The organism is Desulfomicrobium norvegicum (assembly GCF_900114595.1).
Taxonomy (GTDB): domain Bacteria; phylum Desulfobacterota; class Desulfovibrionia; order Desulfovibrionales; family Desulfomicrobiaceae; genus Desulfomicrobium; species Desulfomicrobium macestii.
Genome location: NZ_FOTO01000002.1, coordinates 116,594 through 140,903 on the forward strand (window position 1 = coordinate 116,594; position 24,310 = coordinate 140,903).

General features: G+C 63.2%; 21 protein-coding genes. 10 read left to right on the forward strand and 11 right to left on the reverse strand.

The window, feature by feature from the left end; all coding sequences use genetic code 11:
* Positions 1–273: 273 nt before the first annotated feature.
* Genes BMZ24_RS04550 through BMZ24_RS04570 form a run of 5 tightly spaced genes read right to left on the reverse strand, consistent with a single transcriptional unit; the run spans position 274 to position 4,938 of the window.
* A complete protein-coding gene (locus BMZ24_RS04550) occupies positions 274–831 on the reverse strand; it encodes a Fe-S-containing hydro-lyase (RefSeq protein ID WP_092189752.1) in 558 nt (185 codons plus the stop codon).
* Entirely contained in the window at positions 831–1,670 is an 840-nt protein-coding gene (locus tag BMZ24_RS04555; protein WP_092189754.1) for a fumarate hydratase, read from the reverse strand. The genes BMZ24_RS04550 and BMZ24_RS04555 overlap by 1 nt, the downstream gene beginning before the upstream one ends.
* Positions 1,671–1,672: 2 nt before the next feature.
* A complete protein-coding gene (locus BMZ24_RS04560) occupies positions 1,673–2,410 on the reverse strand; it encodes a fumarate reductase iron-sulfur subunit (RefSeq protein WP_092189756.1) in 738 nt (245 codons plus the stop codon).
* 12 nt (positions 2,411–2,422) lie between these two features.
* A complete protein-coding gene (locus BMZ24_RS04565; protein WP_092189758.1) occupies positions 2,423–4,282 on the reverse strand; it encodes a fumarate reductase flavoprotein subunit in 1,860 nt (619 codons plus the stop codon).
* An 11-nt stretch (positions 4,283–4,293) separates the two neighbouring features.
* Complete coding sequence (locus tag BMZ24_RS04570; protein ID WP_092189760.1) at positions 4,294–4,938, reverse strand: succinate dehydrogenase/fumarate reductase transmembrane subunit; 645 nt, start codon at positions 4,936–4,938, stop codon at positions 4,294–4,296.
* Positions 4,939–5,171: 233 nt separating this feature from the next.
* Between BMZ24_RS04570 and BMZ24_RS04575 the strand changes: the two genes are divergently transcribed.
* Genes BMZ24_RS04575 through BMZ24_RS04585 form a run of 3 tightly spaced genes read left to right on the forward strand, consistent with a single transcriptional unit; the run spans position 5,172 to position 9,380 of the window.
* Complete coding sequence (locus tag BMZ24_RS04575) at positions 5,172–7,646, forward strand: heavy metal translocating P-type ATPase (RefSeq protein ID WP_092189762.1); 2,475 nt, start codon at positions 5,172–5,174, stop codon at positions 7,644–7,646.
* 53 nt (positions 7,647–7,699) lie between these two features.
* On the forward strand, positions 7,700–8,893 hold the full coding sequence (locus tag BMZ24_RS04580) for an HDOD domain-containing protein (protein WP_092189764.1): 1,194 nt from the start codon (positions 7,700–7,702) through the stop codon (positions 8,891–8,893).
* 28 nt (positions 8,894–8,921) lie between these two features.
* Positions 8,922–9,380, forward strand: a complete 459-nt coding sequence (locus tag BMZ24_RS04585) for a GyrI-like domain-containing protein (protein ID WP_092189766.1) — start codon at positions 8,922–8,924, stop codon at positions 9,378–9,380.
* Between the two features lie 175 nt (positions 9,381–9,555).
* Here BMZ24_RS04585 and ald read toward each other — a convergent pair whose 3' ends face one another.
* A complete protein-coding gene (ald, locus tag BMZ24_RS04590; protein WP_092189768.1) occupies positions 9,556–10,668 on the reverse strand; it encodes an alanine dehydrogenase in 1,113 nt (370 codons plus the stop codon).
* A 514-nt stretch (positions 10,669–11,182) separates the two neighbouring features.
* Between ald and BMZ24_RS04595 the strand changes: the two genes are divergently transcribed.
* From BMZ24_RS04595 to BMZ24_RS04605, 3 genes are all read left to right on the forward strand, one after another.
* Complete coding sequence (locus BMZ24_RS04595) at positions 11,183–11,824, forward strand: ABC transporter ATP-binding protein (RefSeq protein ID WP_161949036.1); 642 nt, start codon at positions 11,183–11,185, stop codon at positions 11,822–11,824.
* Positions 11,821–12,615: an ABC transporter permease gene (locus BMZ24_RS04600; protein WP_092189772.1), complete on the forward strand. Its 795-nt coding sequence runs from the start codon at positions 11,821–11,823 to the stop codon at positions 12,613–12,615. Before BMZ24_RS04595 ends, BMZ24_RS04600 begins: the two co-directional genes overlap by 4 nt.
* A gap of 152 nt (positions 12,616–12,767) precedes the next feature.
* Positions 12,768–13,124, forward strand: coding sequence for a DMT family protein (locus tag BMZ24_RS04605; RefSeq protein WP_092190220.1), 357 nt, complete (start codon positions 12,768–12,770; stop codon positions 13,122–13,124).
* A gap of 76 nt (positions 13,125–13,200) precedes the next feature.
* Here BMZ24_RS04605 and BMZ24_RS04610 read toward each other — a convergent pair whose 3' ends face one another.
* Positions 13,201–13,797, reverse strand: coding sequence for a nitroreductase family protein (locus BMZ24_RS04610; RefSeq protein ID WP_092189774.1), 597 nt, complete (start codon positions 13,795–13,797; stop codon positions 13,201–13,203).
* 128 nt (positions 13,798–13,925) lie between these two features.
* Positions 13,926–14,588: a uracil-DNA glycosylase gene (locus BMZ24_RS04615; RefSeq protein WP_225940196.1), complete on the reverse strand. Its 663-nt coding sequence runs from the start codon at positions 14,586–14,588 to the stop codon at positions 13,926–13,928.
* A 70-nt stretch (positions 14,589–14,658) separates the two neighbouring features.
* On the opposite strand from BMZ24_RS04615, the gene BMZ24_RS04620 reads away from it, so the two are divergent.
* The 3 genes from BMZ24_RS04620 to ptrA all read left to right on the forward strand — a co-directional run bounded on the left by BMZ24_RS04620 (position 14,659) and on the right by ptrA (position 19,150).
* Complete coding sequence (locus BMZ24_RS04620) at positions 14,659–15,279, forward strand: LysE family translocator (protein WP_092189777.1); 621 nt, start codon at positions 14,659–14,661, stop codon at positions 15,277–15,279.
* A 73-nt stretch (positions 15,280–15,352) separates the two neighbouring features.
* On the forward strand, positions 15,353–16,270 hold the full coding sequence (locus tag BMZ24_RS04625; protein WP_092189779.1) for a patatin-like phospholipase family protein: 918 nt from the start codon (positions 15,353–15,355) through the stop codon (positions 16,268–16,270).
* A 39-nt stretch (positions 16,271–16,309) separates the two neighbouring features.
* On the forward strand, positions 16,310–19,150 hold the full coding sequence (ptrA, locus tag BMZ24_RS04630) for a pitrilysin (protein ID WP_092189781.1): 2,841 nt from the start codon (positions 16,310–16,312) through the stop codon (positions 19,148–19,150).
* Between the two features lie 87 nt (positions 19,151–19,237).
* On the opposite strand, the gene BMZ24_RS04635 is transcribed toward ptrA, so the two are convergent.
* Complete coding sequence (locus tag BMZ24_RS04635; protein WP_092189783.1) at positions 19,238–21,736, reverse strand: 2-oxoacid:acceptor oxidoreductase family protein; 2,499 nt, start codon at positions 21,734–21,736, stop codon at positions 19,238–19,240.
* A 305-nt stretch (positions 21,737–22,041) separates the two neighbouring features.
* Between BMZ24_RS04635 and BMZ24_RS04640 the strand changes: the two genes are divergently transcribed.
* Positions 22,042–22,623 (forward strand): hypothetical protein, encoded by a 582-nt coding sequence (locus tag BMZ24_RS04640; protein WP_092189784.1) that lies wholly within the window; start codon positions 22,042–22,044, stop codon positions 22,621–22,623.
* An 81-nt stretch (positions 22,624–22,704) separates the two neighbouring features.
* On the opposite strand, the gene BMZ24_RS04645 is transcribed toward BMZ24_RS04640, so the two are convergent.
* The gene (locus BMZ24_RS04645) at positions 22,705–23,781 is read right to left on the reverse strand and encodes a 5-(carboxyamino)imidazole ribonucleotide synthase (protein ID WP_092189786.1); all 1,077 of its coding nucleotides are present in this window, start codon (positions 23,779–23,781) and stop codon (positions 22,705–22,707) included.
* Positions 23,778–24,272, reverse strand: coding sequence for a 5-(carboxyamino)imidazole ribonucleotide mutase (purE, locus tag BMZ24_RS04650; RefSeq protein WP_092189788.1), 495 nt, complete (start codon positions 24,270–24,272; stop codon positions 23,778–23,780). Before purE ends, BMZ24_RS04645 begins: the two co-directional genes overlap by 4 nt.
* Positions 24,273–24,310: the final 38 nt, after the last annotated feature.

The following is a 24,310-nucleotide window of genomic DNA, read 5'->3' on the forward strand; positions in this document are numbered from 1 at the left end:
CCTGAAATACATCACCATCCATACCGTTAGACGAACCCCACGACGCATCACCCCGGAACCCATCCAAACCGACGTGACCGACCCCACGACGCATCGTCCCGAAATCCATCCAAACCGGCGTGACCGACCCACGATGCATCGCCCCGGAACCCATCCAAACCGGCGGGATCAACCTACGGTGCATCGCCCCGGAACCCCTCCAAACCGTAGGGGCGGCCCTGCGTGGCCGCCCTGCTTGTCTGGTCGCCCTGCCCCGCGCAACCCTTCTTCCGTCTATTCCAACCCCGCCGCCTTGCGATCGGGCTGCACGTACAATTCACCGCCGTGGGAATCATTGATGACCAGCAGCGGAAAATCCACCACGGTCAGTTCGCGGATGGCCTCCGGCCCGAGCTCGTCGAAGGCGATGACCTTGGCCGCCGTGATGCACTTGGACAGCAGCGCTCCGGCCCCGCCCGTGGCGCCGAAATACACTGCCGTGTGGTCTTTCAGGGCCTGCTTGACCGCGTCGCTCCTCTTGCCCTTGCCCACCGATGCCTTGCACCCGAGGGAATGCAGGCGCGGGGCGTAGGTGTCCATGCGGTAGCTGGTGGTAGGACCGGCCGAACCGATGGGGCGGCCGGGAGGCGCTGGGCTTGGGCCCACGTAGTAGATGACCGAGCCCTTGAGGTCAAAAGGCAGGGGCTCGCCCTTGTCCAACAGGTCGATGAGGCGCTTGTGGGCCGCGTCGCGCGCCGTATGGATGGTTCCCGTCAGCTTGACCACGTCACCGGCCTTGAGCTTGGCCATGGCCTCGTCCGTCAGCGGGGTCTGCAATTTGTATTCGGCCATCAGATTTCCACCTCCTGGTGTCTGGAGGAATGACACTGGATGTTCACGGCCAGGGGCAGGCTCGCGATGTGGCAGGGGCTCATGGCGATCTTGACACCCAGACACGTGGTCTTGCCGCCCAGGCCCATGGGCCCGATGCCGAGTTTGTTCAGGGCTTCGAGCAGTTCGTCTTCCATTTCGGCCAGCTTGGGATCCGGATTCGTGTCGTCGAGTTTTCTGAGCAGCGCCTTCTTGGCCAGGATGGGGGCGTAATCGAAGGTGCCGCCCACGCCGATGCCGACCACGGTGGGCGGACAGGGGTTGGGGCCGGCCTCGGCCACGCGCTCGATGACGAACTTCTTGATGCCTGCCCAGCCCTGGGCCGGGGCGAGCATGGTCACGCGGGACATGTTCTCGCTACCGCCGCCCTTGGCCATGAAGGCGATCTTGAGTTTGTCGCCGGGCACAATGTCGAAGTGGACGATGGCCGGAGTGTTGTCCTTGGTGTTGGCGCGGGTCAGCGGGTCGCAGGCGGACTTACGCAAAAAGCCCTCGGAGTAGCCCTTGCGCACGCCTTCGTTGATGGCCTCGCGGATGTTCATGCCCTCGACGCGCAGGTCCTCGCCCATCTCCACGAAGAAGACGGCAAGACCCGTGTCCTGACACAGGGGCAGCCCCGTTTCCTCTGCCAGTTCATAATTTTCGGTCAGTTGGCGAAAGACTTCCTTTGCCGCCGGGGATTCTTCCAGGGCCGCGCACTCGGCGAACCGCCGACGCACGTCGTCCGGAAGGTAGCGGTTGGAGTCGATGCACATCTTGGCCACGGTATCGATGACTTGGGTGGCGTTCAGTGTTCGCATGTCTATTTCCTGATAAACTGTTTGATGGCCGTGATGCCCATTTTGCGCCGCAGGAAGCCGAGCTGGTTCTGCAGGGGCAGCTTCTTGGGACAGACATCCTCGCAGGCGAGGAGACCCATGCAGCCGAAGATGCCGTAGTCGTTGCCGATGATGTCGAAGTACTGGTTGTCCGTGCGCTGATCGCGCGGATCGATGACGAAGCGGGCGATGCGGTTCAGGGCGGCCGCGCCCATGAAATCGTCGCGCAGCCTCGCCGTGCCGCAGGCCGAGATGCAGCAGCCGCATTCGATGCAGCGCTCGAGCTCGTAGATCTCTTCGGCCACGGCGTTGTCCATGCGTTCCTCTTCCTTCGCCGGATCGAACTCCTTGGTGGTGTGAATCCATGATTCGGTCTTCTGGTACATCTCGCGGAACCAGATGCCCGTGTCCACGGACAGGTCCCCGATGAGCTTGAAGACGGGCAGAGGCATGAGCGTGATGGTCTCGGGCAGGTCCTTGGTCTTGGTCTGGCAGGCCAGACCCGGGCGTCCGTTGATGACCATGGCGCAGGCGCCGCAGATGCCGGCCCGGCAGCAGAAGTCGAAGATGAGGCCCGGGTCCTGTTCCTCGCGCAGGCGGTTCAGCGCGATGAACAGGGTCATGTTGGTGGTCTCCTCCAGCACGAAGGTCTGCATGTGCGGAGCGGAGTCCTTGTCCTCGGGATTGTAGCGGAATATTTCAAACTGGAGCAATCGTCCCATGTCGTGTTCCTCTTACTTGCTCTTCGTGATGGTCTTGGCCTCGATTTCCTTTTGGTCGGCATGGATGATCTTGCCGCCGCCATAGCCGCGCTCTCCCGGAGGGATCTCGAAGTGCGGGGTCGCCTCTTCGTACTTGAGTTCCGGCATGGTCCGGCCCTCCGGCCAGTAGGCCAGGGTGCGGTTCAGCCAGTTCTTGTCGTCACGGGCGGGGAAATCCTCGCGGTTGTGGCTGCCACGGCTCTCCCGGCGCACCAGGGCGGCCTGGGCGATGCACATGGCCAGGCGGACCTGGCCCTGGATCTTGAGCGCCGCGGCCACTTCATGGTTGGCGCCAAGGCCCTTGGAGACCAGCCCGATCCTGGCGGAACGCTCAAGCAAGCCCTGGAGAACCTCCACGCACGTGCCCAGATCCTTTTCGTTGCGGAACACGAAGCAGCCCTGCATGAGCGCTTCCTGCATCTCGGCGCGGACCTTGTAGACGTTCTCCCTGCCCAGGCGGCCGCTGATCAGGTTGTCGATGCGCTCCTGCTGACGCTTGGCCTCGGCATTGATGACGCCCGTATTGAAGGACGTCTCGGTGCCTTTGAGGAATTCGACGATCTTGACGCCGATGATGCCGCCGGCGACCACGGTCTCGGCCAGGGAGTTGCCCCCCAGGCGGTTGAAGCCGTGCATGTCCCAACAGGCGGCCTCGCCTGCCGAGAAGAGGCCCTTCAGGCCATAGGCCGCGCCGTTCTTGTCCGTGCGCACGCCGGCCATGGTGTAGTGCTGGGTCGGCCGCACGGGGATGAGCTGGGTGCGGGCATCGACGCCCAGGAAGTTCTGGCAGATCTCGTCAACTTCGCGCAGCTTGGTGGAGATGTGCTTGTCGCCGAGGTGGCGGATGTCGAGCCAGAGGTGTTCGCCGTAGGCCGACTGCACGCCCTTGCCTGCGCGCATGTGCTCGGTCATGCGGCGCGAGACCACGTCGCGGGAGGCCAGTTCGGCCTTCTCGGGCTCGTAGATGTGCATGAAGCGTTCTTCGTTGACGTCCAGCAGCGTCCCGCCGTCGCCACGGCAGCCTTCGGTGACCAGAATGTCCGTCGGCACGATGCCCGTGGGGTGGAACTGGATGGCCTCGGGATTGCCGATGGGCACCACGCCCGTGTCCTGGGCGATGACATGGCCGCCACCGTCGCAGATGACGGCGTTGGTCGTGGCCTTGTAGATGCGGCCGAAGCCGCCGGTGCAGATGGCCGTGGCCTTGGCCAGATAGGTTTCGAGCTTGCCGGTGCGCAGGCAGCGCACGATGGCGCCCATGCACTGCTGGCCGTCGTGGATGAGGGAGATGGCCTCCTTGCGGTCCAGGACGCTTATGCCCAGCTCCGCGCACTTGTTGTCCATGGTGCACATGACCGCGTGGCCCGTGCCGTCGGAGGTGTAGCAGGTGCGCCACTTGGCCGTGCCGCCGAAGGAGCGGGCCGTGATGAGGCCCTCCTTTTCGGGCTTCTCGAATTTCTCGAATTTCTCTCCGCCCTTGAAATAGGAGGATGTGCCCGGAACGACGCGGTTCCACGGCACGCCCCAGTGGGCCAGGCGGCGCATCTCGATGGGCGCGGCGTCGGCGAAGAGGCGGGCAACTTCCTGGTCGCAGCCCCAGTCCGAGCCCTTGACCGTGTCCATGAAATGCACATCCACATTGTCACCCTCGCCCATGGCGCAGTTGCCAAGCGCAGCCTGCATGCCGCCCTGGGCAGCGGAGGAATGAGAACGCCGGGCCGGAACGATGGACAGGCAGATGACGTTGAAACCGGCCAACGCGGATTCCACGGCCACGCGCTCGCCGGCAAGGCCCGCGCCGATAACCAGAAGATCAGAATAATAGGTTTGCATGCCTTCCCCCTTTAGCCCAAAAATGCGAAACGCAACAAGGTGACAAGGCCGATGGTCATGAACACGGCGAACATGATGTTTTCGGCCTTTTTGGCCTTGGGTCGGCCATCGGTCTTGATGAAGCCCCATTTGACGCCGATGCGATAGAAACCGACGGAGACATGCAGCTCGATGCTCGGCAGCAGGATCAGGTAGAACCAGCCCCACCCTTCCTGCACCCGCGCGGCGGATTTGAGGGCGGTGATGGGCAGATCGGACAGAACCACGAACATGTGCACGGAGCCCATGATCAGCACGATCATGGCCGTCACGGCCTGAACGACCCACAGCCAGGTATCGGCGTGATGCATCATCTTGGCGTGAGCCCAGATAGTTTTCTGTCCCTCGGCGCGGAATGGAATCTTGCGCGCGGCCAGGATGAAATGAACGATCATGGTGATGAAAATGACGGGCCCGCCGACCTGGGCCATGTAGGAAGCCTCAAAGAACCAGGCGATGGCGTCCATGATTTTCGGGGACAGGACAACGGACGAGACCAGCAGCATGTGGCACCACATGAACAGGACAAGACCCGCTCCGGTGAGCATCTGAAGCCAGTCGAGGTACGCATCCCGGCGTCCCGGACGCACGACATGCATGGTGGCATCAACGGACATACTTCCTCCGAAGTTGCGGAGCCAATGCACTGCTGACTCCTGGTTGAACAACCAATTTGTTTTTCAAGAAACGATGGGAGTCTGAAGACTTTCGGAAAAGAATTTTTGTAGGCATGTTGGCTACGCGAATACAATTGATCAGTCAATCACATGCCGTAACAACGCACTTGCAAGACATGCGTCAAAAGGTACAAAAAGGTTCGAAACGATTGGAATATATCCCGGAGAGAAAGATGAGCTCAAAATCACGTTCAGTACGTTTACCCGTCGGCGGAATGCACTGCGCGGCATGCTCTACCCGCATCGAAAAAGTGGTTGGCGCCATGCCGGGGGTTGAAAGAATCTCCGTCAATCTGGCCAGCGAAGAGATGGATCTGCTCCATGACCCGCAAGACGCGCCCCTGGAAAAAGTGCTGGAGCAGGTGCGGGAACTCGGTTTTTCCGTCGAGGCCCCGCAGGAGCAAAGCGTGCTGGACCTCAAGATCGGCGGCATGCACTGCGCGGCCTGCTCCTCGCGCATCGAACGCGTCACCGGCCGCCTGGAAGGGGTAAAGGAAGCCAGCGTCAATCTGGGCGCCGAGAGCGGCCGTTTCGTCTTCGACCCGGCCCTGGTCTCGCAACGCACGCTCCGTCAGACCATCCACGACGCAGGCTTCACCACGAGCATTCCGCAAAAACAAAGCGCAGGAGACGAAGAGGCGCGAATCGCCGCGCGGCTTGAGGAGAAAAAGCGGGTCGTGCGCTGGTCCATGGCCTTTGCCCTGCCACTTCTGGTCCTTTCCATGGGCCACATGTGGGGCATGCCCCTGCCGAACTTCCTCGACCCCATGCACGCGCCGGGAACTTTTGCCCTGGCCCAGCTGCTGCTGACCCTGCCCGTGGTATGGAGCGGGCGGAGCTTCTATCTGATCGGCTTCCCGGCCCTGGCCAGGCGCGCCCCGAACATGGACTCGCTGGTGGCCGTGGGCACGGGCGCGGCCCTGGTCTACTCGCTGTGGAACACCATCGAGATCTGGCTCGGAGTGGACGCCCAGGCCCGCGCCATGGACCTGTATTACGAATCGGCGGCGGTGCTCATCGCCATGATCTCGCTGGGCAAATTCTTCGAGGCCCGCTCCGTGTCGAAGACCACCGGCGCGGTCCGGGCGCTCATGGCGCTGGCGCCGGACACCGCCACCCTCGTGGACGGCGAGGAGGAGCGCAAGATCCCGGTGGAAGAGATCGAGCCCGGCGATCTGCTGCGCATCCGTCCCGGCGAACGCCTGCCCGTGGACGGCGAGGTGGCGGAAGGACAGAGCCATGTGGACGAATCCATGCTCACGGGCGAACCCCTGCCTGCACGGCGCGGCCCCGGTGACCGAGTTTACGGCGGCACGCTCAACACCACGGGCGCGTTCGTCATGCGCGCCTCCCTGGTGGGCGAGGACACCATGCTCGCCCGCATCGTGCGTCTGGTCCGGGACGCCCAGGGGTCAAAGGCCCCCATCGCCAACCTGGCCGACACCATCAGCTACTATTTCGTGCCCGTGGTCATGGCCCTGGCCCTGGCTTCGGGCCTGGCCTGGTACCTGCTGAGCGACGAGCCCTTCGTCTTCGCCCTGCGCATCGCCATCTCCGTGCTGGTCATCGCCTGCCCGTGCGCCATGGGCCTGGCCACGCCGACGTCGATCATGGTCGGCACCGGCCGGGGCGCGCAACTCGGTGTGCTGATCAAATCCGGCCGGGCCCTGCAACGCGCCGGGGAGCTTGGCACCCTGGTCTTCGACAAGACCGGGACCCTGACCATCGGCAAACCGGTGCTGGCCGAGGTCTGGGTCGACCCGTCCGCCGGGCTCGACAGGGACGCCCTGTTGCGCCTGGCCGCATCGATCGAGGCCCAGTCCGAGCATCCCCTGGCCCAGGCCGTGGTCGCGGCCGCACAGGGCCCTCTGCCCAAAGCCGGGGACTTTCTGTCCGTCCCCGGCCAAGGCGTGACAGCCACGGTCGAAGGCCGCACCGTCGCCATCGGCAACGAGCGGCTGATGCAGGCCCGAAATCTGAACCTGGAAACGGCCAGGGCCGCGCGCGAGCGCTTGGAGGAAAGCGGCGCCACCGTGGTGCACGTGGCGGTGGACAACGTTCTGGCGGGCTTGCTGGCCATAAGCGACCAGCTCAGGCCTGAATCGGAGAAGGCGGTGCAGCGTCTGCGCGATCTGGGCATGGAAATCGTGCTCCTGACCGGCGACTCCGAACGGGCCGCCCGGGCCGTGGCCGCGCGCCTCGACATCGACCGGGTCATCGCCGGGGTGCTGCCGGACCGCAAGGCCGAGGTCATCATCGAGCTTCAACAGGAAGGACGCGTTGTCGGAATGGTCGGCGACGGGATCAACGACGCCCCGGCCCTGGCCCGGGCCGATCTGGGGGTGGCCATGGGCGGCGGCATGGACGTGGCCATGGAGTCCGGTGATGTCGTGCTCATGCGCGAAGACCTCTTTGGCGTGCTCACGGCCCTGGCCCTGAGCCGCGCGGTGATGCGCAACATCCGCCAGAACCTGTTCTGGGCCTTTGCCTTCAACACCATCGGGCTTCCCATCGCGGCAGGGCTTCTGCACGTCTTCGGGGGGCCGACCATGAGCCCCATGCTCGCGGGAGGCGCCATGGCCATGAGCTCGGTATTGGTGGTCACGAACGCCTTGCGATTGCGTTTTTTTGTTCCTCCCCGTGCATAAATGTAGTATTCATAAAAACTGCACGGCCATGAAACCTGTAGGGAGTGGACACCATGCTTAAACGCATCGAGCAGGTCCTGCCCGGTGAAGTCCTGGCGGCCGACCTCATGGACCCGGCAGGCCGCCTGCTCTTTCCCAAGGGGGCGACGCTGTCGGAAAGCGCCATCGCGGCCCTTGGGCAACGTGGGGTCGCGGACGTCGAGATCGAGGACGAACGCGTGACCCTGAGCGCCGAACAGTTGAGACTGGCCGCCGAGCATGCACGCAGATTCTATGCCGGGCACGACCTTGGCGTCCCGCCCGGCCCGATCCTGCTCGGCCTGCGCACCGAAGCCGAAGCCCAACGCATCGAAAGAGGACTCCCCCCGCTGCTGCGCGATTGCAGGGGGCCCGCCGGACCGGTGCATTTGCCCCGGGAACTGCCCATGTTCTGCCTGGACAGCTTCGATCCCCCGCAGCTGGCCGCCGTGGCCCAGGACCTCAATCTGGCATTGAGCGAGCCCGACCCCTCCAGCAAGAAGATCGTCGAGATCATTACCCGTAGCCCCGGACTCACGGCCAAGCTCCTGCGGCTCGTGAATACCCCGATCTACGGCTTCCAGCGCAAGGTCGAAACCGTTTCCAGGGCTGTGTCCATCGTCGGCCTGCGCGAAGTGGGCATGCTCGCCTCCAGCCTGCTCATGGTCGACCAGTTCGGCGTCATCCCGAAATCATTGATCGAGATGCGGACCTTTCTCGAACACAGTCTCGGCTGCGCCCTGACCTGCAAGGCGCTGGCGGAAAGCACCGGACTGGCACAGCCGGAACAGGCGTTTGTAGCCGGGCTTCTGCACGACATCGGGCGGCTCTATTTCTTCACGTCCTTTCCCGAGCGCTCCCGCTATTGCATTGACAGCGCCCTAAGGCACAAGCGCCCGCTGATGACCGAGGAAGCTCTTTTCTTCGGCATCGACCATGCGGACATGGGCGAGCGCCTTCTGGACGGATGGCGGATGCCCCCCGGCCTGAGCCGGGCCGTGGGCTGCCACCACGATCCCGTGCGGGCCACGGGCCTGCCCCTCGCAGGCATCGTGCATCTGGCAGACCTCTTGACCCACGCCATGGGCCTGGGCTGCAGCGGTGAATGCGGTCCGCCCGAAGCCCGCCCGGAGGTCATGGACATCGTACCGATCCAGCCTGAGCAGATGGCCGACATCGCGGTCCGCATCGAGACCCAGCTCGGCCTTATCATGGGTGCGTTTCAGTGAACTCAACCTCGACCCTGAAGGAGAGAACATGCAAATCAAGCGCAAGAACATCCCCGCCGCCACGGTCCTTGAAGCCGCAGCCACGCTGACAATCCCGGAAATCGCGGCCTTTGCCGGCAAGATCATCCCCATGCTCCTGGCGGAGATCGAAAACAGAGGCATGGCCCTGACCGGTCCGTGCATCTTCACGTACGATGGCTGCGACGGCTCCCCCGACAAGGAATTTTCCCTGAAGGTATCCTTCCCCGTGGACGCCTGCCGTGGTCAGGGCGCGTTCATCTGCCACGAGGTTCCCGCCCACGAATGCCTGTGCACGGACTACAGGGGGCCCATAAGCGGAGTCGGCATCGCCTGGACCGCCTTCACCCCGCAGGCCCTGCAGCAGGGACTTGCCCTGCAGCCTCTGGGCCGCGAGGTTTACGTGCACTGGGAGGGCATGAACAGCGAGGACAACCTGACGGAGCTTCAGATACCTCTGCAGAATTGAGCCGGGGCACAGGAGCGTCCGCTCTCTTCACGTCCAGAGCAGGATGATTTCGAACTTGCCTTGAAATCAGGGCGGCGTTTTTTGAAAAAACTTCAGGCCCGAAGTGCATTTTCCAATGCGCTTCGGGCCTGAAGTTTGTCGCGGCCAAACCGGGAGGAGGTGCCCGGCAGGTCGCCTAGAGGCAGGAGTCGGCGGGGGTGTAGGCCAGGCCGAAGGCTTCGGCCACGCCCTTGAAGGTGATCTTATCGCCGACCATGTTCAGACCGTTTTTCAGGCCCGCGTTTTCCTTGCAGGCGGTCTTCCAGCCCTTGTCCGCGATCTGCAGGGCGTACGGCAGGGTCGCGTTGGTCAGGGCCATGGTCGAGGTGATCGGAACCGCTCCGGGCATGTTGGCCACGCAGTAGTGGATGATGCCGTCCACTTCATAGATCGGGTCGGAATGGGTGGTCGCCTTGGAGGTCTCGAAGCAGCCGCCCTGGTCGATGGCCACGTCCACGAGCACGCAGCCGGGTTTCATGTCCTTGAACATCTCCCGGGTGATGAGCTTTGGAGCCTTGGCCCCCACCACCAATACCGCTCCGATGATGGCGTCGGCCTGAGCGGCCAGCTCGCGGATCATGGCCGGGGAGCTCATCAGCGGCGTGCAGTTCTTGGGCATGATTTCGGACAGGTAGCGCAGGCGGTCGAGGTTCATGTCCAGAATGTAGACCTTGGCGCCAAGACCGGCCGCCATCATGGCCGCGTTGGTCCCGACGATGCCGCCGCCGATGACCAGCACCGTGGCCGGGGCCACGCCGGTCACGCCGCCGAGCAGGATGCCGCGCCCGCCGTGCACGCGCTCATTGTACTTGGCCGCTTCCTGGGCCGCCATGCGCCCGGCCACCTCGCTCATGGGGGTCAAGAGCGGCAGACCGCCGTGAGGGCCGGTCACGGTCTCGTAGGCAATGGCCACGGAGCCGGTCTTCATGAATTCGCGGGTCAGCTTCTCGTCGGCCGCGAAGTGAAAATAGGTGAAGACGATCTGCCCGGGCTTGACCATCGCGTACTCGGACGGCTGCGGCTCCTTGACGTGCATGACCATGTCGGACTGGGCATAGACCTCGGCCGGAGCCGTGACGATTCGTGCGCCCGCCGCCGCGTAGTCGGCGTCGGAAAACCCGCTGCCGATACCGGCCGAAGCCTCCACCAGCACCTCGTGCCCGTGCTGCTTCATGACTTCAACCCCGGCCGGAGTCATGCAGACCCGGTTTTCCTGCGCCTTGATTTCCTTGAGAACTCCGACAATCATATGCCTGCTCCTTATGCCTGTGCCATGTTGAGTAAGGTGGAAAAATCTCTTACTGGCAAAAAGCTTACCACAAACACAGCCCGGGGCAAACATTCACCAAGATTCCGCGCAAATCCCGAATCGGCAAGGCTTGCGGCACGCGCGGCCGCATCGGGGCACCCGGTAAACCCTTCGCGAATCCGTAAGAATCCGACATGGCTGGAACAAAATATTGCCATTATTTAAAATAATCCTTTAAATTCGGTAAATAAGGCGCAATTCGTTAGTGGTTATATATATTTCCAAGTTATAAACTAAATTTCCATTTTGACCGACAGCCGCCCGAGGCCACACCTTTGGCAATCGACCCGGATGGCAGTCACGCGCACGACCTGCCAAGCAAGGCCTCGATGGCCCGTACGCGCAAGGGCCCCTGAGGTCCGGGCAAAATCCGCCCCGTTCCATCCCGGCCTTGACCCGCTCCGGGATGGTTGCCATGTGGCCGGGGGAAACAGTCCTGAAAAATGGAGAACGCATGCTGGAATTTCGCGAGGTGACCCTGCGCCGCGCCGGGAGAGTGATATTGGACCGGGTGAACCTCACCGTGTCCCCGGGTGAACATCTGGCCCTGACCGGACCGTCGGGTGCCGGCAAATCCACGCTGCTCAAGGTCGCCCTCCTGTTCGAGCCCGTGGATGCAGGCGCCGTCCTGTGGAACGGACAGGAGGTCACGGTAGCAGACCTCGGGGCCCATCGCTCCCGCTTTCTGTACATCGGCCAGAAGCCCCTGCCCTTCGAAGGCACGGCCGGGGAATATCTGAACCTGCCTTTCACCTTTGCCGCCAATCACGCCCTGCATGCGGACCAGGTGGAGCAGGACCGGCTCATGGAGGCCCTGGGACTTGACCCGGCCTTGAAGAAAAGCCCGTACACCAGGCTGTCCGGAGGAGAACAGCAGCGCCTGACCATCATCCAGGGCCTGCAACTTGAGCGCGGCTTCTGCCTCTTGGACGAGATCACCTCCAGCCTGGATCAGGAATCCATGCGCGCCGTGGTCGGCTTTTTTGCCCGGGACAAGGCCCGAACGGTGCTGGCCGTGACCCACAACCGCGAATGGCTGGAGTTCGGCTTCGCCGAGGTCAGCCTTGAATCCGGAAAGCTCTGGAGGCGCGAATGAACGAGACAATGGTCATTTCCATCCCGGCCCTGCTCATGTTTTCCGTGATCCTGGTATTCCCGGTGCTCATCTTCCGTCATCTGCGCCTGCGCCTGACCCGGGACCTGCTCATCTCAATGGTGCGCATGTCCGTGCAACTGGCGCTGGTGGCCGTCTATCTGGAGTACATCTTCAGGCTCGACATGCTGCCGGTCAACGTGGCCTGGGTGCTGGTCATGATCGTCGTGGCCACGGGGTCGATCCTGCGCCAGAGCCTGCTGTCGTGGAGGAAATGCCTGTGGACGATCCTGCCCGCCCACCTGCTGACCGCGCTGCTGATCCTGGCCGGTTTCCTGCTGGTCTTCGATCTGGCCACCATCTCCTCGGCCCGCTATCTGGTCCCGCTCATGGGCATGGTGCTGGGCAACATTCTGCGCAGCAACGTCGTGGCTCTGGACCGCTTTTTCTCCGAATTGCGCGCGGGGGTCGATGTGCACATCCAGTACCTGACCCTGGGTGCAAGCCGCGCGGAAGCGGTGCGCCCCTTTCTGCGCAACGCCCTGCGCGCCGCCGTCGGGCCGCAGATCGGGACGGTGGCGACCATGGGCATCGTCTCTCTGCCGGGCATGATGACAGGTCAGATTCTGGGCGGCTCATCCCCGGCCGTGGCCATCGTCTACCAGATCATGATCATGATCGCGATTTTCACCGCCGCCACGGTCTCGTCGTTTCTGGCCGTGCACTTCGCCCGGAAGGTGGCCTTCGACCCATGCGGACGGCTCAATGAGGACATTTTTCTAAGGCGTCCCTGAAAAAGGCGTCGCAAAGCGCAGACTCCATCTTATCACTTTGAAATGAAAGAACTTATTTTTAGTGGAAAGCGTTGTGTTTTTCCGTGGCCCTGCTACATCAGGCCGCAATCCAAATTTCGCGGTCAAAGCCCCTCCGGGGCAAGGCGGATCTCATGCGCTTTTATCTCACCACCATCATCCTGCTGTCGCTCAGCAACATCTTCATGACCTTTGCCTGGTACGGGCACCTGCGCAACCTGTCGCAGACCCCCTGGATCATAGCGGCGTTCGCCAGCTGGGGCATCGCGCTCATGGAATACCTGCTCCAGGTCCCGGCCAACCGCATCGGCCACCAGGTCATGAACATCGGCCAGCTCAAGATTCTGCAAGAGTGCATCGCCCTGTCCGTCTTCATCCCCTTCTCCATCCTGTACATGAAGGAGAAGCCGGGCATGGACTACGTCTGGGCCGGACTGTGCATCCTTGGCGCGGCCTTCTTCATGTTCCGCAAGAAACTCATGGGCGCATGAAGCTCATGCGCCAAAAAACGGCGAAGGGCCGCGTTCCCAGGGGATCGCGGCCCTTCGCCGTTATCAAAGCGGTTTCCTACCAGACGCCCTGTTTCCAGATCTCGGCCAGGGGCTTGCGCGGGGATGGGCTTTCCCAGTCGACATACGGTTTGCCCAGATTTTCCTTCAGATCAAGGACGCCGATGGTGAATCCGGCCACGACTTCAAAGTCATCCCTGTCGATGCCGAAAGCCTCGTAAATGGCGTCTCTTCTGATCCCGGACATGCCGTGGGTGTAGAGGCCGAGCTTTCTGGCCTGCAGGGTCAGGGACATCCAGGCCGAGCCGCAATCGTACAATGCCGTGGGATTGGGCTTGCCGGACTGGGTGAAATTCCTGCGGGCGACCATGAAGCCGATGAGGGACGCGTTCACGGCCCACTTCCGGTTGGCTTCGACCAAAAGGCCAAGGAAGGTCTCGAAGGTCTCGTCCGTGGAGGTCAGGATGTTCCAGGGCTGTTCGTTGTAGGCCGACGGCGCCCAGCGGGCCGCGTCGAAGATGACTTCAAGGTCTTCGGCGGGAATGGCGGTCTTTACGAAGGAACGCGGGGACCAGCGGGTCGGGAAGTCTTCGGCCACGCCTGTCAGGGGATCGCGATTGCTGAAATCGGGAGCATAGGGGGACGGGTATTTCATGATATCCTCCGGGGGTGGCAGGCCGCCCCAAAACGGCCTGCGAATTATGAATTTTTCAACAGCCAGGCAGGGTGTTCACGCTTCCCGAGACATATCCCCTGACGGGGCGGGCATGTCAACGTGACCGATCATCTCCGGAGATTTTTCATGATCCGCCCGAACTGCTCCCTGAACTGACCGGCTCCGCCGTTGGCCGGATGCCGGAGGGCCGGGGCGGTGATGCCCATGGCCGCAAGCAGCGCGGCGGATTTTTGCCCCACGGCCAGAATCCGGGCCCCGGAGGCGTAGGCCATGAGCGCCCGCAGCACGGGCTGTCCAAGCATGACCTCCGTGTCGCAGGGGGTGCGGTTGCTCAGGAAACCCTTGTCCGGCTTGTAGGGATGCCAGGGAAAGGCGTTCCACAGGATCACGTCGCGCGTGTCCACGCCAAGCGTCGCCATGGCCCCCCAGACGATGGTGGCCGTGGGTTCGGTGAAGCCGTCCGGCTTCACGTCCTCGCGGCTGGTGCGCCGGGGCTTGCCCGCCAGGACCATTTCGGGGCCAAGGCCCTTGTGGCGCAGGTGCCCCAGAAGCAGACGCTCGGAGGTCATGGCGATGCCCGAGAAATGCCCCCCCTGATAGCCCAGGGCCTCGGCCAGAAGAATGACCGTGGCCTTTTGCCGTTCGCCGAGGTAGGAGGCGAGCTGCTCCCGCCGCACGGCCGGAGCGCCGGGCGCGGCGTCGTGCGCGGAATCCCGGTGATGCCAGGGATTGAACACCGCCCCGGACGGAGAGTTTTTCAGAAGTTTCATGAATTCATGCATGGGCTCTGCGCTACACACAGCCCGACTCCGGCGCAAGGCCCTGCAATCGAGGACCAGAATGATCGACATCATGCATTACCCGCTTTTCATCATCACCGCCGTGACCCTGAATCTCTATCCCGGTCCGGACACCCTCTACATACTGAGCCGCAGCACAACGCAAGGCCGCGCAGCGGGCATCGCCTCGGCCCTTGGGATCTCCAGCGGATGCGTGATCCACGCGCTGCTCGGGGCCCTGGGACTGGCCGCCGTGGTCATGGCCTCGGCCACGGCCTATCAGATGATCAAATGGGCCGGAGCGGCGTACCTCGTCTATCTCGGCCTGACCATGATATGGTCGCGCCCCGAAGGAGCGTCCCATGCCGGACCCAAAAGGCAATCCCCGGGCCGCATCTATATCCAGGGCGTGATCACCTGCGTGCTCAATCCCAAGGTGGCGCTCTTCTTCCTGGCCCTCATCCCGCAATTCATCGCGCCTAGTGCCGCCCATCCCGGCCTGTCCTTTCTGGCGCTGGGCTTGACCTTCGTCGCCACCAGCACGATCTGGAGCCTTGTCTTGGCCGTGGCCGCAGGAGCATTGCACCGGCGGCTGACCGGCGGTTCGGGCGCCATCCGGCTCAGACGCCTGGGCGGAGGACTGCTCGTCGGACTCGGGGCACGGCTGGCTTTTTCCGACTAGACCTTGACGCGCCCCCCGGCGGATTTACCCTCTTTGTTTGCGGCCGGACGACCTGTTTCACGGAGACAAGCTGATGAGCACACATTCCAATCCCCATCTCAAGATCGGCCTTGCCCTGGGCAGCGGCTCATCGCGTGGCTGGGCCCACATCGGCATCATCAGGGCTCTGGCGGAACAGGGCATAAGGCCCGACATCGTCTGCGGAACCTCTGTCGGAGCCCTTGTCGGCGCGGCCCACGTCGCAGGCAACCTGGACAGGCTCGAAGAATGGGTCCGCTCCCTGACACGGCTTGAGACCGCAAGCTTCTTTGAAATCAATTCCTCCTTCACGGGATTCGTGAACACCTCCAGGCTACGCAAATTTCTGCAGAAGCACGTGGTCGGGGCGGATGTACGCATCGAGGACCTTGAGCTGCAATACGGCTCCGTGGCCACCAGCCTGGAATCGGGCCGGGAGATATGGTTCACCAAGGGGCCGATGCTGGAGGCCGTGTGGGCTTCCATCTCCCTGCCGGGGCTGTTCCCGGCCATCCGGCATGAAGGCCGCTGGCTCGTGGACGGCGGCCTGGTCAACCCGGTGCCGGTCTCGGTCTGCCGCGCCCTCGGGGCCGACGTGGTCATAGCCGTCAACCTCAATGGCGACATCGTGGGCAAGCATCTGGAAAAGACGCCAAAAAAGGAAAAAAGAAACGGCATGGCCGAAGCGTTCTCGAATCTGGTCAAGGAATACGCAGGCTCTCTCTTTTCCTTTACCGAAGAGGAAGACGAACCCCCGGGACTTTTCGACGCCATCGCCGGCTCCGTGAACATCGCCCAGGAGCGCATCACACGCAGCCGCCTGGCCGGAGACCCTCCGGAGATCCTGTTCACGCCCAAGCTCTCGCACATCGGCTTGCTTGAGTTCTTCAGGGCCGAGGAGGCCATCGAAGAGGGCAGAAAATGCGTCGCGCCCATGCTGCCCGAAATCGAGCAGCTGCTGCAGAGAACGTAACCGTCAGCACTGAATCAACAACGTATTCGAGGAGGCCCCATGCCCATATTGCGTTTTGTTCTTTTCTTCCTGTTCATCGCCACCCAGGCCCTTGCGGCCCAGGTGCGCGTTTCCGACACGGATTACCGCGCCTACCGGGCCCTGACCCTGGATTCGGGCCTTCAGGTGCTGCTGGTGCAGGACGAGCGCGCCTCCAAGGCCGCCGCCGCCCTGGCCCTGCCCGTGGGCAGCCTCGATAACCCGGACTCCCAGCCCGGACTGGCCCATTATCTGGAGCATATGCTCTTTCTGGGCTCCAAGTCCTATCCCGGCCCCGAGGAGTACCAGTCCTTCATCACCAGAAACGGCGGCCAGACCAACGCGGCCACGGGCTACACCTCCACCACGTACATGATGGAGGTAGATCCGCCCGCCTTTGCCGAAGCCCTGCGGCGCATGGCCGACACCCTGGCCCACCCGAGGCTTGACCCGGTCTATGCGGACAAGGAGCGAAACGCCGTCAACGCCGAGATGGAATCCAAGAAGCACAGCGACGGCCGACGCCTGGCCATGCTGACGCTCTCGACCCTGAACCCCGAGCATCCCGGCACCCGCTTCACGGGCGGAAATCTGGAGACCCTGTCCGACAAGCCGGGCAGCCTCCTGCACGAGGAACTGGTGCGCTTCCACGCCACCTGGTACTCGGCGAACCTGATGAAAGGCGTGCTCTACGGGCCCCAGAGCCTGGACGAACTGGAAGCCCTGGCCAGACGGGAACTCGCCGTGATCCCCGACCGCCAGGCCAAGGTGGTCGTTCCCACGGCGCCTCCGGCCACGGACAACGAAAAGGGCGTGATCATCGGGGTGCGTCCCGTGCGCGAGACCCGCAGCCTGAGCATCGATTTCGTCCTGCCCCAGGCCCTGGACGACTACCGCACCAAGCCCATGCAGGTCGTGTCCGCCGTGCTCGGCACGGAGACCTCGCATTCCCTGATCGAGGTCCTGCGCGACAAGGGCCTGGCGCTGTCCTTGAGCGCCGGCGGCGATACCACCAGTCTTCGCAACGGCGTGACCCTGTCCCTCTACGTGCAACTCACCGAAGAGGGCGACAGGCGCCGCGACGAGGTCCTGGCCACGATCTTTGCCTACTTCGACCTGCTGCGCACCCAGGGCCTGAACCAGGCCTATTTTGAGCAACTGCGGCGCATCTGGGACATGGAATTCCGCTTCGCCCCCCTGACCAGCGGCTTCGACTATGTCGCCTCCGCCGCCAGGCGGATGCTCCTGCACCCGGTCGAGGATGTAAATTTCGGTTTCTATCGCCTGGATTCCTACGACCGCGAGGCCGTAAACACCGTGATCGAGGCGCTGCGGCCCGAAAACGCGCGGATCTTCCAGGTCGGCCCGGACCAGCCCGTGGACAGGGAGGCTTTTTTCTACCAGACGCCGTACAGCACAAGACCCGTCAATGCAGACGACATCTCCCGCTGGGCCGGGCTTTCCGCCGGGATGGACCTGCGCCTTCCGGACCTCAACCCCTTCCTGCCGGACAATTTCTCCCTGGTCGCGCCCAAGGGCGACGCACGACCCCGCGAGCTCGCGGACAGACCCGGCCTCTCCCTCTGGCACGCCCACTCCGCATTCCGCCAGGAGCCAAGGGCCATCCTCATGACCCGGCTGCAGTCCGCCCGGTTCGCTTCCACCATCGAGCAGGCGGCCCAGCAGGGCGTGCTGCTCGAACTGTGGGACCAGAAGCAGGCGGGACTGCGCTATCAAGCCATCGAGGCGGGGCTCGGACTGTCGATATCCGGGGACGAAGGTGTCGTGATCCGCATCGACGGCTTCAGCCAGCACCAGACCGACCTCTTGCCCCGGGTGCTGGGCTTCCTGGAACAGGAAACAACGCCGGAAGACTTTGAACAGGCCAGGGCGGAACAGCTGCGCGAGCTTGCCAACATGGAAAAGCAGGGTCTGTTCGGCCAGGCCATGAGCGCAATGCGCAATCTTCTCAAGGCTCCGTCGTGGGATCATCGGGCGCTCGAAGAGGCGACAAAGGGACTGACCCTGACGGACTTCCGCCAATACCTGAGCGCCGTGCGCCGGGATATGCGTCTCACGGTCTTTGGCTTCGGCAACGTCACGGAAGATGCCCTGCAAAGGCTGACGGCGGACCTTGAGCAGTTTGTCGGCCCCGAAGCCGGCGCACCTCCGACGGCCACGCGCATCGCGCCCAGGCAGGGCGTGACGGCGGATTATCGCAAGCACAGCGTGCTGGAGGACAGCGCGCTGGTCGAACTCTTCCTCGACCCAGCGCCCGGCCCAAACGCCAAGGCGCGCATGCTGCTCCTTGAGGGGCTCCTGTCCACCCGCTTCTACAGCCGGCTGCGCACCGAGGAGCAGCTGGGCTACGTGGCGACGAGCTTTCCGGTAATGTTCGCGCACAATGCCGGGATCGGATTCGGCGTGCAAAGCCCGGTGCAGGGCACGGCGGGTCTGGCGGACAGATTTGAATCCTTCTACTTCCGGGCGCTCGAACAGATGCGCGGAGTGACAAAAGAGGAATTCGAAGACGTGCGTCAGGGCGTGCTGGCCTCGTTGACCAAGAGCCCGGACACCCTGGAAGAGGAGTTCGGCTGGCTTGAAACGGACCTGCGCCTGGGCAACCGGAACTTCGACAGCCGCGACCTCTTGGTGGATGCCCTGAAGAAAATCACCCTGCCCGAAGTCGTGCGCGCCTACGAGACCATGGTCCTTGGCCCCGGCGGCACGCGGGCCCTGATCCAGATCCAGGGTTCGCGCTTCAGCGACTTCGGCTGGGCGCGCAAACTGGACGCAAGGCCGGTCGAGCAACCCGAAGACTTCCACAAACTCATGGGCCTGCAGCGCTATCAGGGCCTCTAGGACACCCGCAAAAAAGGGCGCCCGTCAACCGACAGGCGCCCTTTTTCAATTCATCTTCCGGAGTTCCACCCGGAGACATCCTCCAGCCTATTTCACACCCAGCTCCCGTCCTGCCAGGAAGGCCGCGTAATTGGCCTGCCAGATGGCCGGCTTGGGGCTGACGTTCTTGAGGGCCTGCAGCCAGTACTCGTTGGGGAATGAATCAAAGGGAGCCAGGGTGCTCAGGACTCCGATCATGACCACGTTGGCGCTGCGGCCCGTGGGATCGCCAAGGCCAAGGGCCGTTGCGAGCACATCGACGTCGATGACCTTGTACCCGCTTAAGGCTTCGCGCACGGCTTCCACCGTCGGATAGTTCTCGGCCTTGAAAAGCGGGGGCATGATGGCCGTGTCGGCCAGGATGACCGTGCCGCCGGGCTTCAGCATGTCCAGGAAGCCGGGACGGAACACTTCGCTGCGCTCCATGCAGACCAGGCACTGGGTGGTGCCGGGCATGAGCACGGGGGAATGGACCGCGCCGCAGGCGAAGGTGCTGATGACCGGGCCGCCCATCTGGGCCATGCCGTGGGTCTCGCCCTTGACGATGTTCTGCTTGTCGTAGCCGAGCAGGTACGCGAGCTGGGTCAGCACCCGGCCGAAGAAGAGATTGCCCTGACCGCCGACGCCACGGATGGCCACGGACAAGAAGGCGGGCAGGCCGCCGGTGGCGGGCAGGTCGATGGTCTCGGGCGGAACGGGCAGATCCGGACAGCTGGTCAGGCCGCAGGCGCTCTGATCCTTGGCCGGGGCGATGGCGCCCTTGGGGCACATCTGGGCGCAGGCCGGGTTCTGGCTCACGCAGCCGGTGCAGATGTTGTTGAAGAAGGGCAGTCCCTCGGCGTCGGCCTCTATGCCGGAGCAGATCTGGCACATGCCGCAGCGGATGCACAATTCCGGGTCCACGGCCATTTTGACGCCGTAGGACTCCTTGGGCATCTTGCGAATGCACACGCCCGTGACCACAAGGGTAGTGAAGGTGCCGGTCTCGGCGGCCGCAAGAGCGTCCTTGAGCGCTTTTTCCAGGGCTTTCTTGTCATAGCCGCTGACCTCGACCACATTGGCCCCGTGCGCCTTCAGGCTTGCGTTCAGGTCGAAGACATTGGGATCCCCGGCCAGGTTGGCGGGAGACGTGGGCGAAGGCTGTCCGCCGGTCATGGCAGTCCATTCGTTGTTCAGGATGACCTTGACGCCGGGGATGTTCCTGAAAATCGTGTTGCGGGTCGCGTCCATGCCGCTGTGACACTCCGTGCCGTCGCCGAGCACGGCCAGGCATTTGCTCGCGGCCTCGGGCCGGGACAGCACATAGCCCAACCGCTTGGCTTCGCTGGCGCCCATGGCCAGGGCGGTGTCCATGGCGTTCAGAAAGTGCAGCAGGGTGTTGCAGCCGATATCGCCGAACACCGCTTCAAGCTTGCCCTTCTTGCGCATCTTGCCGACGATCTGGCCGAAAAGACGGTACGGACAGCCCGCGCAGATCATGGGCGGACGCGGCAGGCTGGCCACCGCGGATTTTCCGGCCGGCTCGGCCAGACCAAGACGGGCGGAGATAAGTGCCGGGGTCCATTCGGTGACGGTCTCGTCCGCGCCCTTGCCCTGAACCGCGATTCCTTCGGCCTGGATAGCCTCCTGGATGAAGCGATAGCCGTCCTCGATGACGTAAACGGGACCGTCGATGCTTTCGCAGAAGCGACGGATGAGATCCATGGGCAGGGGATAGGTGAAGCCCAGCGACAGGACATCCACGTTCTTTCCCGTGGCGGCCCGGACCTCCTCCACGAAGAGGTCGTTCACGCCGTGGGTGATGATGCCGATCTTGCCGTCGCCTCTGGTCAGGACATTGAGCGGGCTCTCCTCGACCATCCCGCGCAGGGCCGGGATGCGGGAGGTGCGGACCTGATCATGAAACATCCGCGCACGCACGGGCAGGGTGATGAAATCGCTCATTTTCTCGGGCAGGGGAGCCTTTTCGCGCGTGGCCGTTTCCATCAGGCGCACCAGGCCCTCGCTGTGACAGAGCACTCCGCTGGCGATGACGGCCACGGGCGTGTTGAACTGCCGTCCAAGATCCGCCGCGATGCGGGCCGCCTCGTGCATCTCCTGGTGGTTGCGCGGCTCGAAGACCGGAATGCAGCAACTTTTGAGCATGTAGCGCGGGTCGACCAGATGCTGGGTGGAGCTTGGCGTGTAATCGCTGGCGATGTAATAGACCAGACTGCCGCGCTGGCCGGTATAGAAGGCGGCGCTCGTGATCACGTCGGCGGCCTGGAACAGGCCCGGAATCTTCATGGTCACGACACAGTCGCTACCGGCCAGGGTATGGCCGAATCCCACTCCCGCCGCCACGGCCTCGTTCACGGACCAGCCCACGGTGATCATGTCCTGGACCTGGGAGAGGCCCTTGTCGATGACCTCGGTGCTGGGCGTCCCGGGATAACCGTCCGCTGCGTGGATTCCGGCCCTCACGCAGCCCACGGCAAAAGCCATGTTGCCCTGAATGACCACACCCTTGCCCGCCTCTGCGACACACATCGCCTTCACTGCACTCATGAATCCTCCAAAAAAAATATGTCTTAAAGAAGCACCCTGCTCAAGGGCGTGACGGCAAACATTCAGGCGCCCGTCCGGGCATGAATGCCCCGAACGTGTTCGCGCCCTGTCGTCTGCCGGTACGCGAAGCCCCGCCCTTTCTCAAGTCCCAAGCGAAACAAAGGCCGCGCGCAAAGCCCCTGCAAAGGGCTTGCAAGGGCCACGCAGCACTGCAAGTTCCGAAAAAAACAGCCCCTTCACATTTTCAAAGACTCTTCGATCAGAAGCTTGCATCTTGAACCATAATCTGTTTGAAGAAACTCCATATGGGAACCACGTACGCCAACATCACGCTCAAAGGGCCAAAGGCGCAGGACATTCTGCAGGAGCTCGGCAACCAGGGACGCTCCGCCTTTGTTTCTCCAACAGAGGACGACCTGACCACTGTCTATGAAATGGACAGTGACGAAGGGGATTCCACCGCCCTCACCGATCTGGCCGAAGACCTGTCGGGCTATTTCGGATGCCCGGCCCTGGCCGTCCAGACCCTGGACGAGGAGCTTCTTAACTACTGGCTCTACGCGGACGGGGAGTTGCTCGACACCTACAAGTCGCCATCCCAGTCCCTGGACCCCGAGGGCAAGGGCAACTCCAAAAGCCAGGGCGGCAAGCCCGAACTTCTGGCCCAGCTCTTCAACACCGACGCCACCCGCGAAGAAATCATCGACATCCTGCACTGCCCGGATCACGATTGCAGCTTTGCCCTGGCCGTTGATCGCCACCTGAGCCTGGTGGAACTTCTGGGCCTGCCCATGTGTTCCGTCGGCTTCGGATTCTGCGATCTGGACTCCGGCGAATATCCCGAAGACCTGGACGAGGAAGACCTGCTGCGGGTCGACGAGGAATAGCCAGCGGGACTGCATGCAGTCCCGCCCCAGTCTCCCCTGCTGAAAAAACGCCCGTTCAGCCCACCTTTTCCGCGACCACCGTCACAGCAACGACCGCAGGGTCCTGCACCCCTCCTCGAAAGAGGCCCCGCTTCCGCTCCACAGCGTGGCGTGTCCGACTTTGCGCCCGGGGCGTTCCGCCTTGCCGTAAAGGTGGACATGCAGACCGCGCAGCGCCAACAGTCCTGCCAGATCAGGCTGTCTTCCGATAAAATTGACCATGGCCGAATGCCCGGTAACGGAAGTCTTGCCCAGAGGCAGCCCCGCGATGGCCCGCAAATGATTCTCGAACTGACTCGTCATGGCCCCCTCGATGGTCCAGTGGCCGGAATTGTGCACTCGCGGCGCCATCTCGTTGGCCAGCAGCATGGACCCGACCTGAAACAATTCCAGGGCCAGCACTCCCACATAATCCAGATGCCGGAGCAGTTTTCCGGCCAGCTCCTCCGCCGACTTTTGCATCGGATCGCGAGGGCGGCTCCTGGAAAACCGCAACACCCCGTCATGATGGACGTTCTCGCTGAGCGGATAAAACAGGATCTTTCCCGCCTGGTCCCGAACCCCGAGAACAGAGATTTCGCGATCGAACGCGACCAGACTCTCCAGCACCAGGGAAAAACCGCCCAACATCTCCCAAGCCCTGCCGACATCGTCACGGCTGCGCAACACGAACTGCCCCTTTCCGTCATAGCCGAGGGTGCGGGTCTTCAGCACGGCGGGCAGACCGATTTCCCCGATCGCCTCGTTCAGCGCCGACAAAGAATCCACCGCCCTGAACGCCGGGGCGGGAATGCCCAGCTCCTGAAAAATCCCTTTCTCGCGCAGTCTGTCGCCGGAGCAGGTCAATGCCTGCGCGCCAGGGCGCACAGGCGTGATCAGCGAAAGAAATTCAACACACTCAATGGGAATGTTCTCGGACTCGTAGGTGATGACGTCCACCTGCCGGGCAAATCGGGAGAGCATGACGCGGTCGGAATATTCCCCGCGCAAATGTTCGCCAAGAGAGGCGACGCACGGAGCAGGCGCGGGGTCGTAGAACACGAAATCAAAGCCCAGGGGCAGGCCCGCCAGGGCGAGCATGCGCGCAAGCTGGCCGCCTCCGAGCACGCCGATGATCATTGCGGATCTCCCGGCACGGGATTGTCCAGGACGGCATGTGTCTGCCTGCGCCGATACTCCGCCAAAGCCTCACGGATCTCTGGATGCTGCGGGGCGAGGATGGCAGCGGCCAGCAGGGCTGCGTTGACGGCTCCGGCCCTTCCGATGGCCATGGTTCCCACCGGCACCCCCGCCGGCATCTGGGCGATGGAAAGCAGGGAGTCCATACCGCTTAAGGCCTTGGAGCGCACAGGCACTCCGATGACCGGGAGCAGAGTCATGGCCGCCGCCATGCCCGGCAGGTGGGCCGCGCCTCCGGCCCCGGCAATGATCACGCGCAGACCGCGCGCCTCGGCCCCGGAAGCGTATTCAAAAAGCAGGCCCGGGGTCCTGTGCGCGGAAACCACCTGCGTCTCGTGCGGGACCATCAACATTTCAAGGGTCCGGGAACAGTGCTGCATTGTCTCCCAGTCCGAGGAAGATCCCATGATGACACCAACTGAAGGGGCCATGTTGTGCTCCATTGGTTATTGCGCAGGCCGAGCCGAAC

Bases quoted from the DNA above. Each gene is read 5' to 3' on its own strand.
- BMZ24_RS04595 (WP_161949036.1), top strand. From the start codon at position 11,183: ATGCTGGAATTTCGCGAGGTGACCCTGCGCCGCGCCGGGAGAGTGATA.
- BMZ24_RS04620 (WP_092189777.1), top strand. From the start codon at position 14,659: ATGATCGACATCATGCATTACCCGCTTTTCATCATCACCGCCGTGACC.
- BMZ24_RS04600 (WP_092189772.1), top strand. From the start codon at position 11,821: ATGAACGAGACAATGGTCATTTCCATCCCGGCCCTGCTCATGTTTTCC.
- purE (WP_092189788.1), bottom strand. From the start codon at position 24,272: ATGGCCCCTTCAGTTGGTGTCATCATGGGATCTTCCTCGGACTGGGAG.
- ptrA (WP_092189781.1), top strand. From the start codon at position 16,310: ATGCCCATATTGCGTTTTGTTCTTTTCTTCCTGTTCATCGCCACCCAG.
- BMZ24_RS04585 (WP_092189766.1), top strand. From the start codon at position 8,922: ATGCAAATCAAGCGCAAGAACATCCCCGCCGCCACGGTCCTTGAAGCC.
- BMZ24_RS04580 (WP_092189764.1), top strand. From the start codon at position 7,700: ATGCTTAAACGCATCGAGCAGGTCCTGCCCGGTGAAGTCCTGGCGGCC.
- BMZ24_RS04550 (WP_092189752.1), bottom strand. From the start codon at position 831: ATGGCCGAATACAAATTGCAGACCCCGCTGACGGACGAGGCCATGGCC.
- BMZ24_RS04560 (WP_092189756.1), bottom strand. From the start codon at position 2,410: ATGGGACGATTGCTCCAGTTTGAAATATTCCGCTACAATCCCGAGGAC.
- ald (WP_092189768.1), bottom strand. From the start codon at position 10,668: ATGATTGTCGGAGTTCTCAAGGAAATCAAGGCGCAGGAAAACCGGGTC.
- BMZ24_RS04640 (WP_092189784.1), top strand. From the start codon at position 22,042: ATGGGAACCACGTACGCCAACATCACGCTCAAAGGGCCAAAGGCGCAG.
- BMZ24_RS04625 (WP_092189779.1), top strand. From the start codon at position 15,353: ATGAGCACACATTCCAATCCCCATCTCAAGATCGGCCTTGCCCTGGGC.
- BMZ24_RS04610 (WP_092189774.1), bottom strand. From the start codon at position 13,797: ATGAAATACCCGTCCCCCTATGCTCCCGATTTCAGCAATCGCGATCCC.
- BMZ24_RS04635 (WP_092189783.1), bottom strand. From the start codon at position 21,736: ATGAGTGCAGTGAAGGCGATGTGTGTCGCAGAGGCGGGCAAGGGTGTG.
- BMZ24_RS04615 (WP_225940196.1), bottom strand. From the start codon at position 14,588: ATGAAACTTCTGAAAAACTCTCCGTCCGGGGCGGTGTTCAATCCCTGG.
- BMZ24_RS04575 (WP_092189762.1), top strand. From the start codon at position 5,172: ATGAGCTCAAAATCACGTTCAGTACGTTTACCCGTCGGCGGAATGCAC.
- BMZ24_RS04605 (WP_092190220.1), top strand. From the start codon at position 12,768: ATGCGCTTTTATCTCACCACCATCATCCTGCTGTCGCTCAGCAACATC.
- BMZ24_RS04570 (WP_092189760.1), bottom strand. From the start codon at position 4,938: ATGTCCGTTGATGCCACCATGCATGTCGTGCGTCCGGGACGCCGGGAT.
- BMZ24_RS04555 (WP_092189754.1), bottom strand. From the start codon at position 1,670: ATGCGAACACTGAACGCCACCCAAGTCATCGATACCGTGGCCAAGATG.
- BMZ24_RS04645 (WP_092189786.1), bottom strand. From the start codon at position 23,781: ATGATCATCGGCGTGCTCGGAGGCGGCCAGCTTGCGCGCATGCTCGCC.
- BMZ24_RS04565 (WP_092189758.1), bottom strand. From the start codon at position 4,282: ATGCAAACCTATTATTCTGATCTTCTGGTTATCGGCGCGGGCCTTGCC.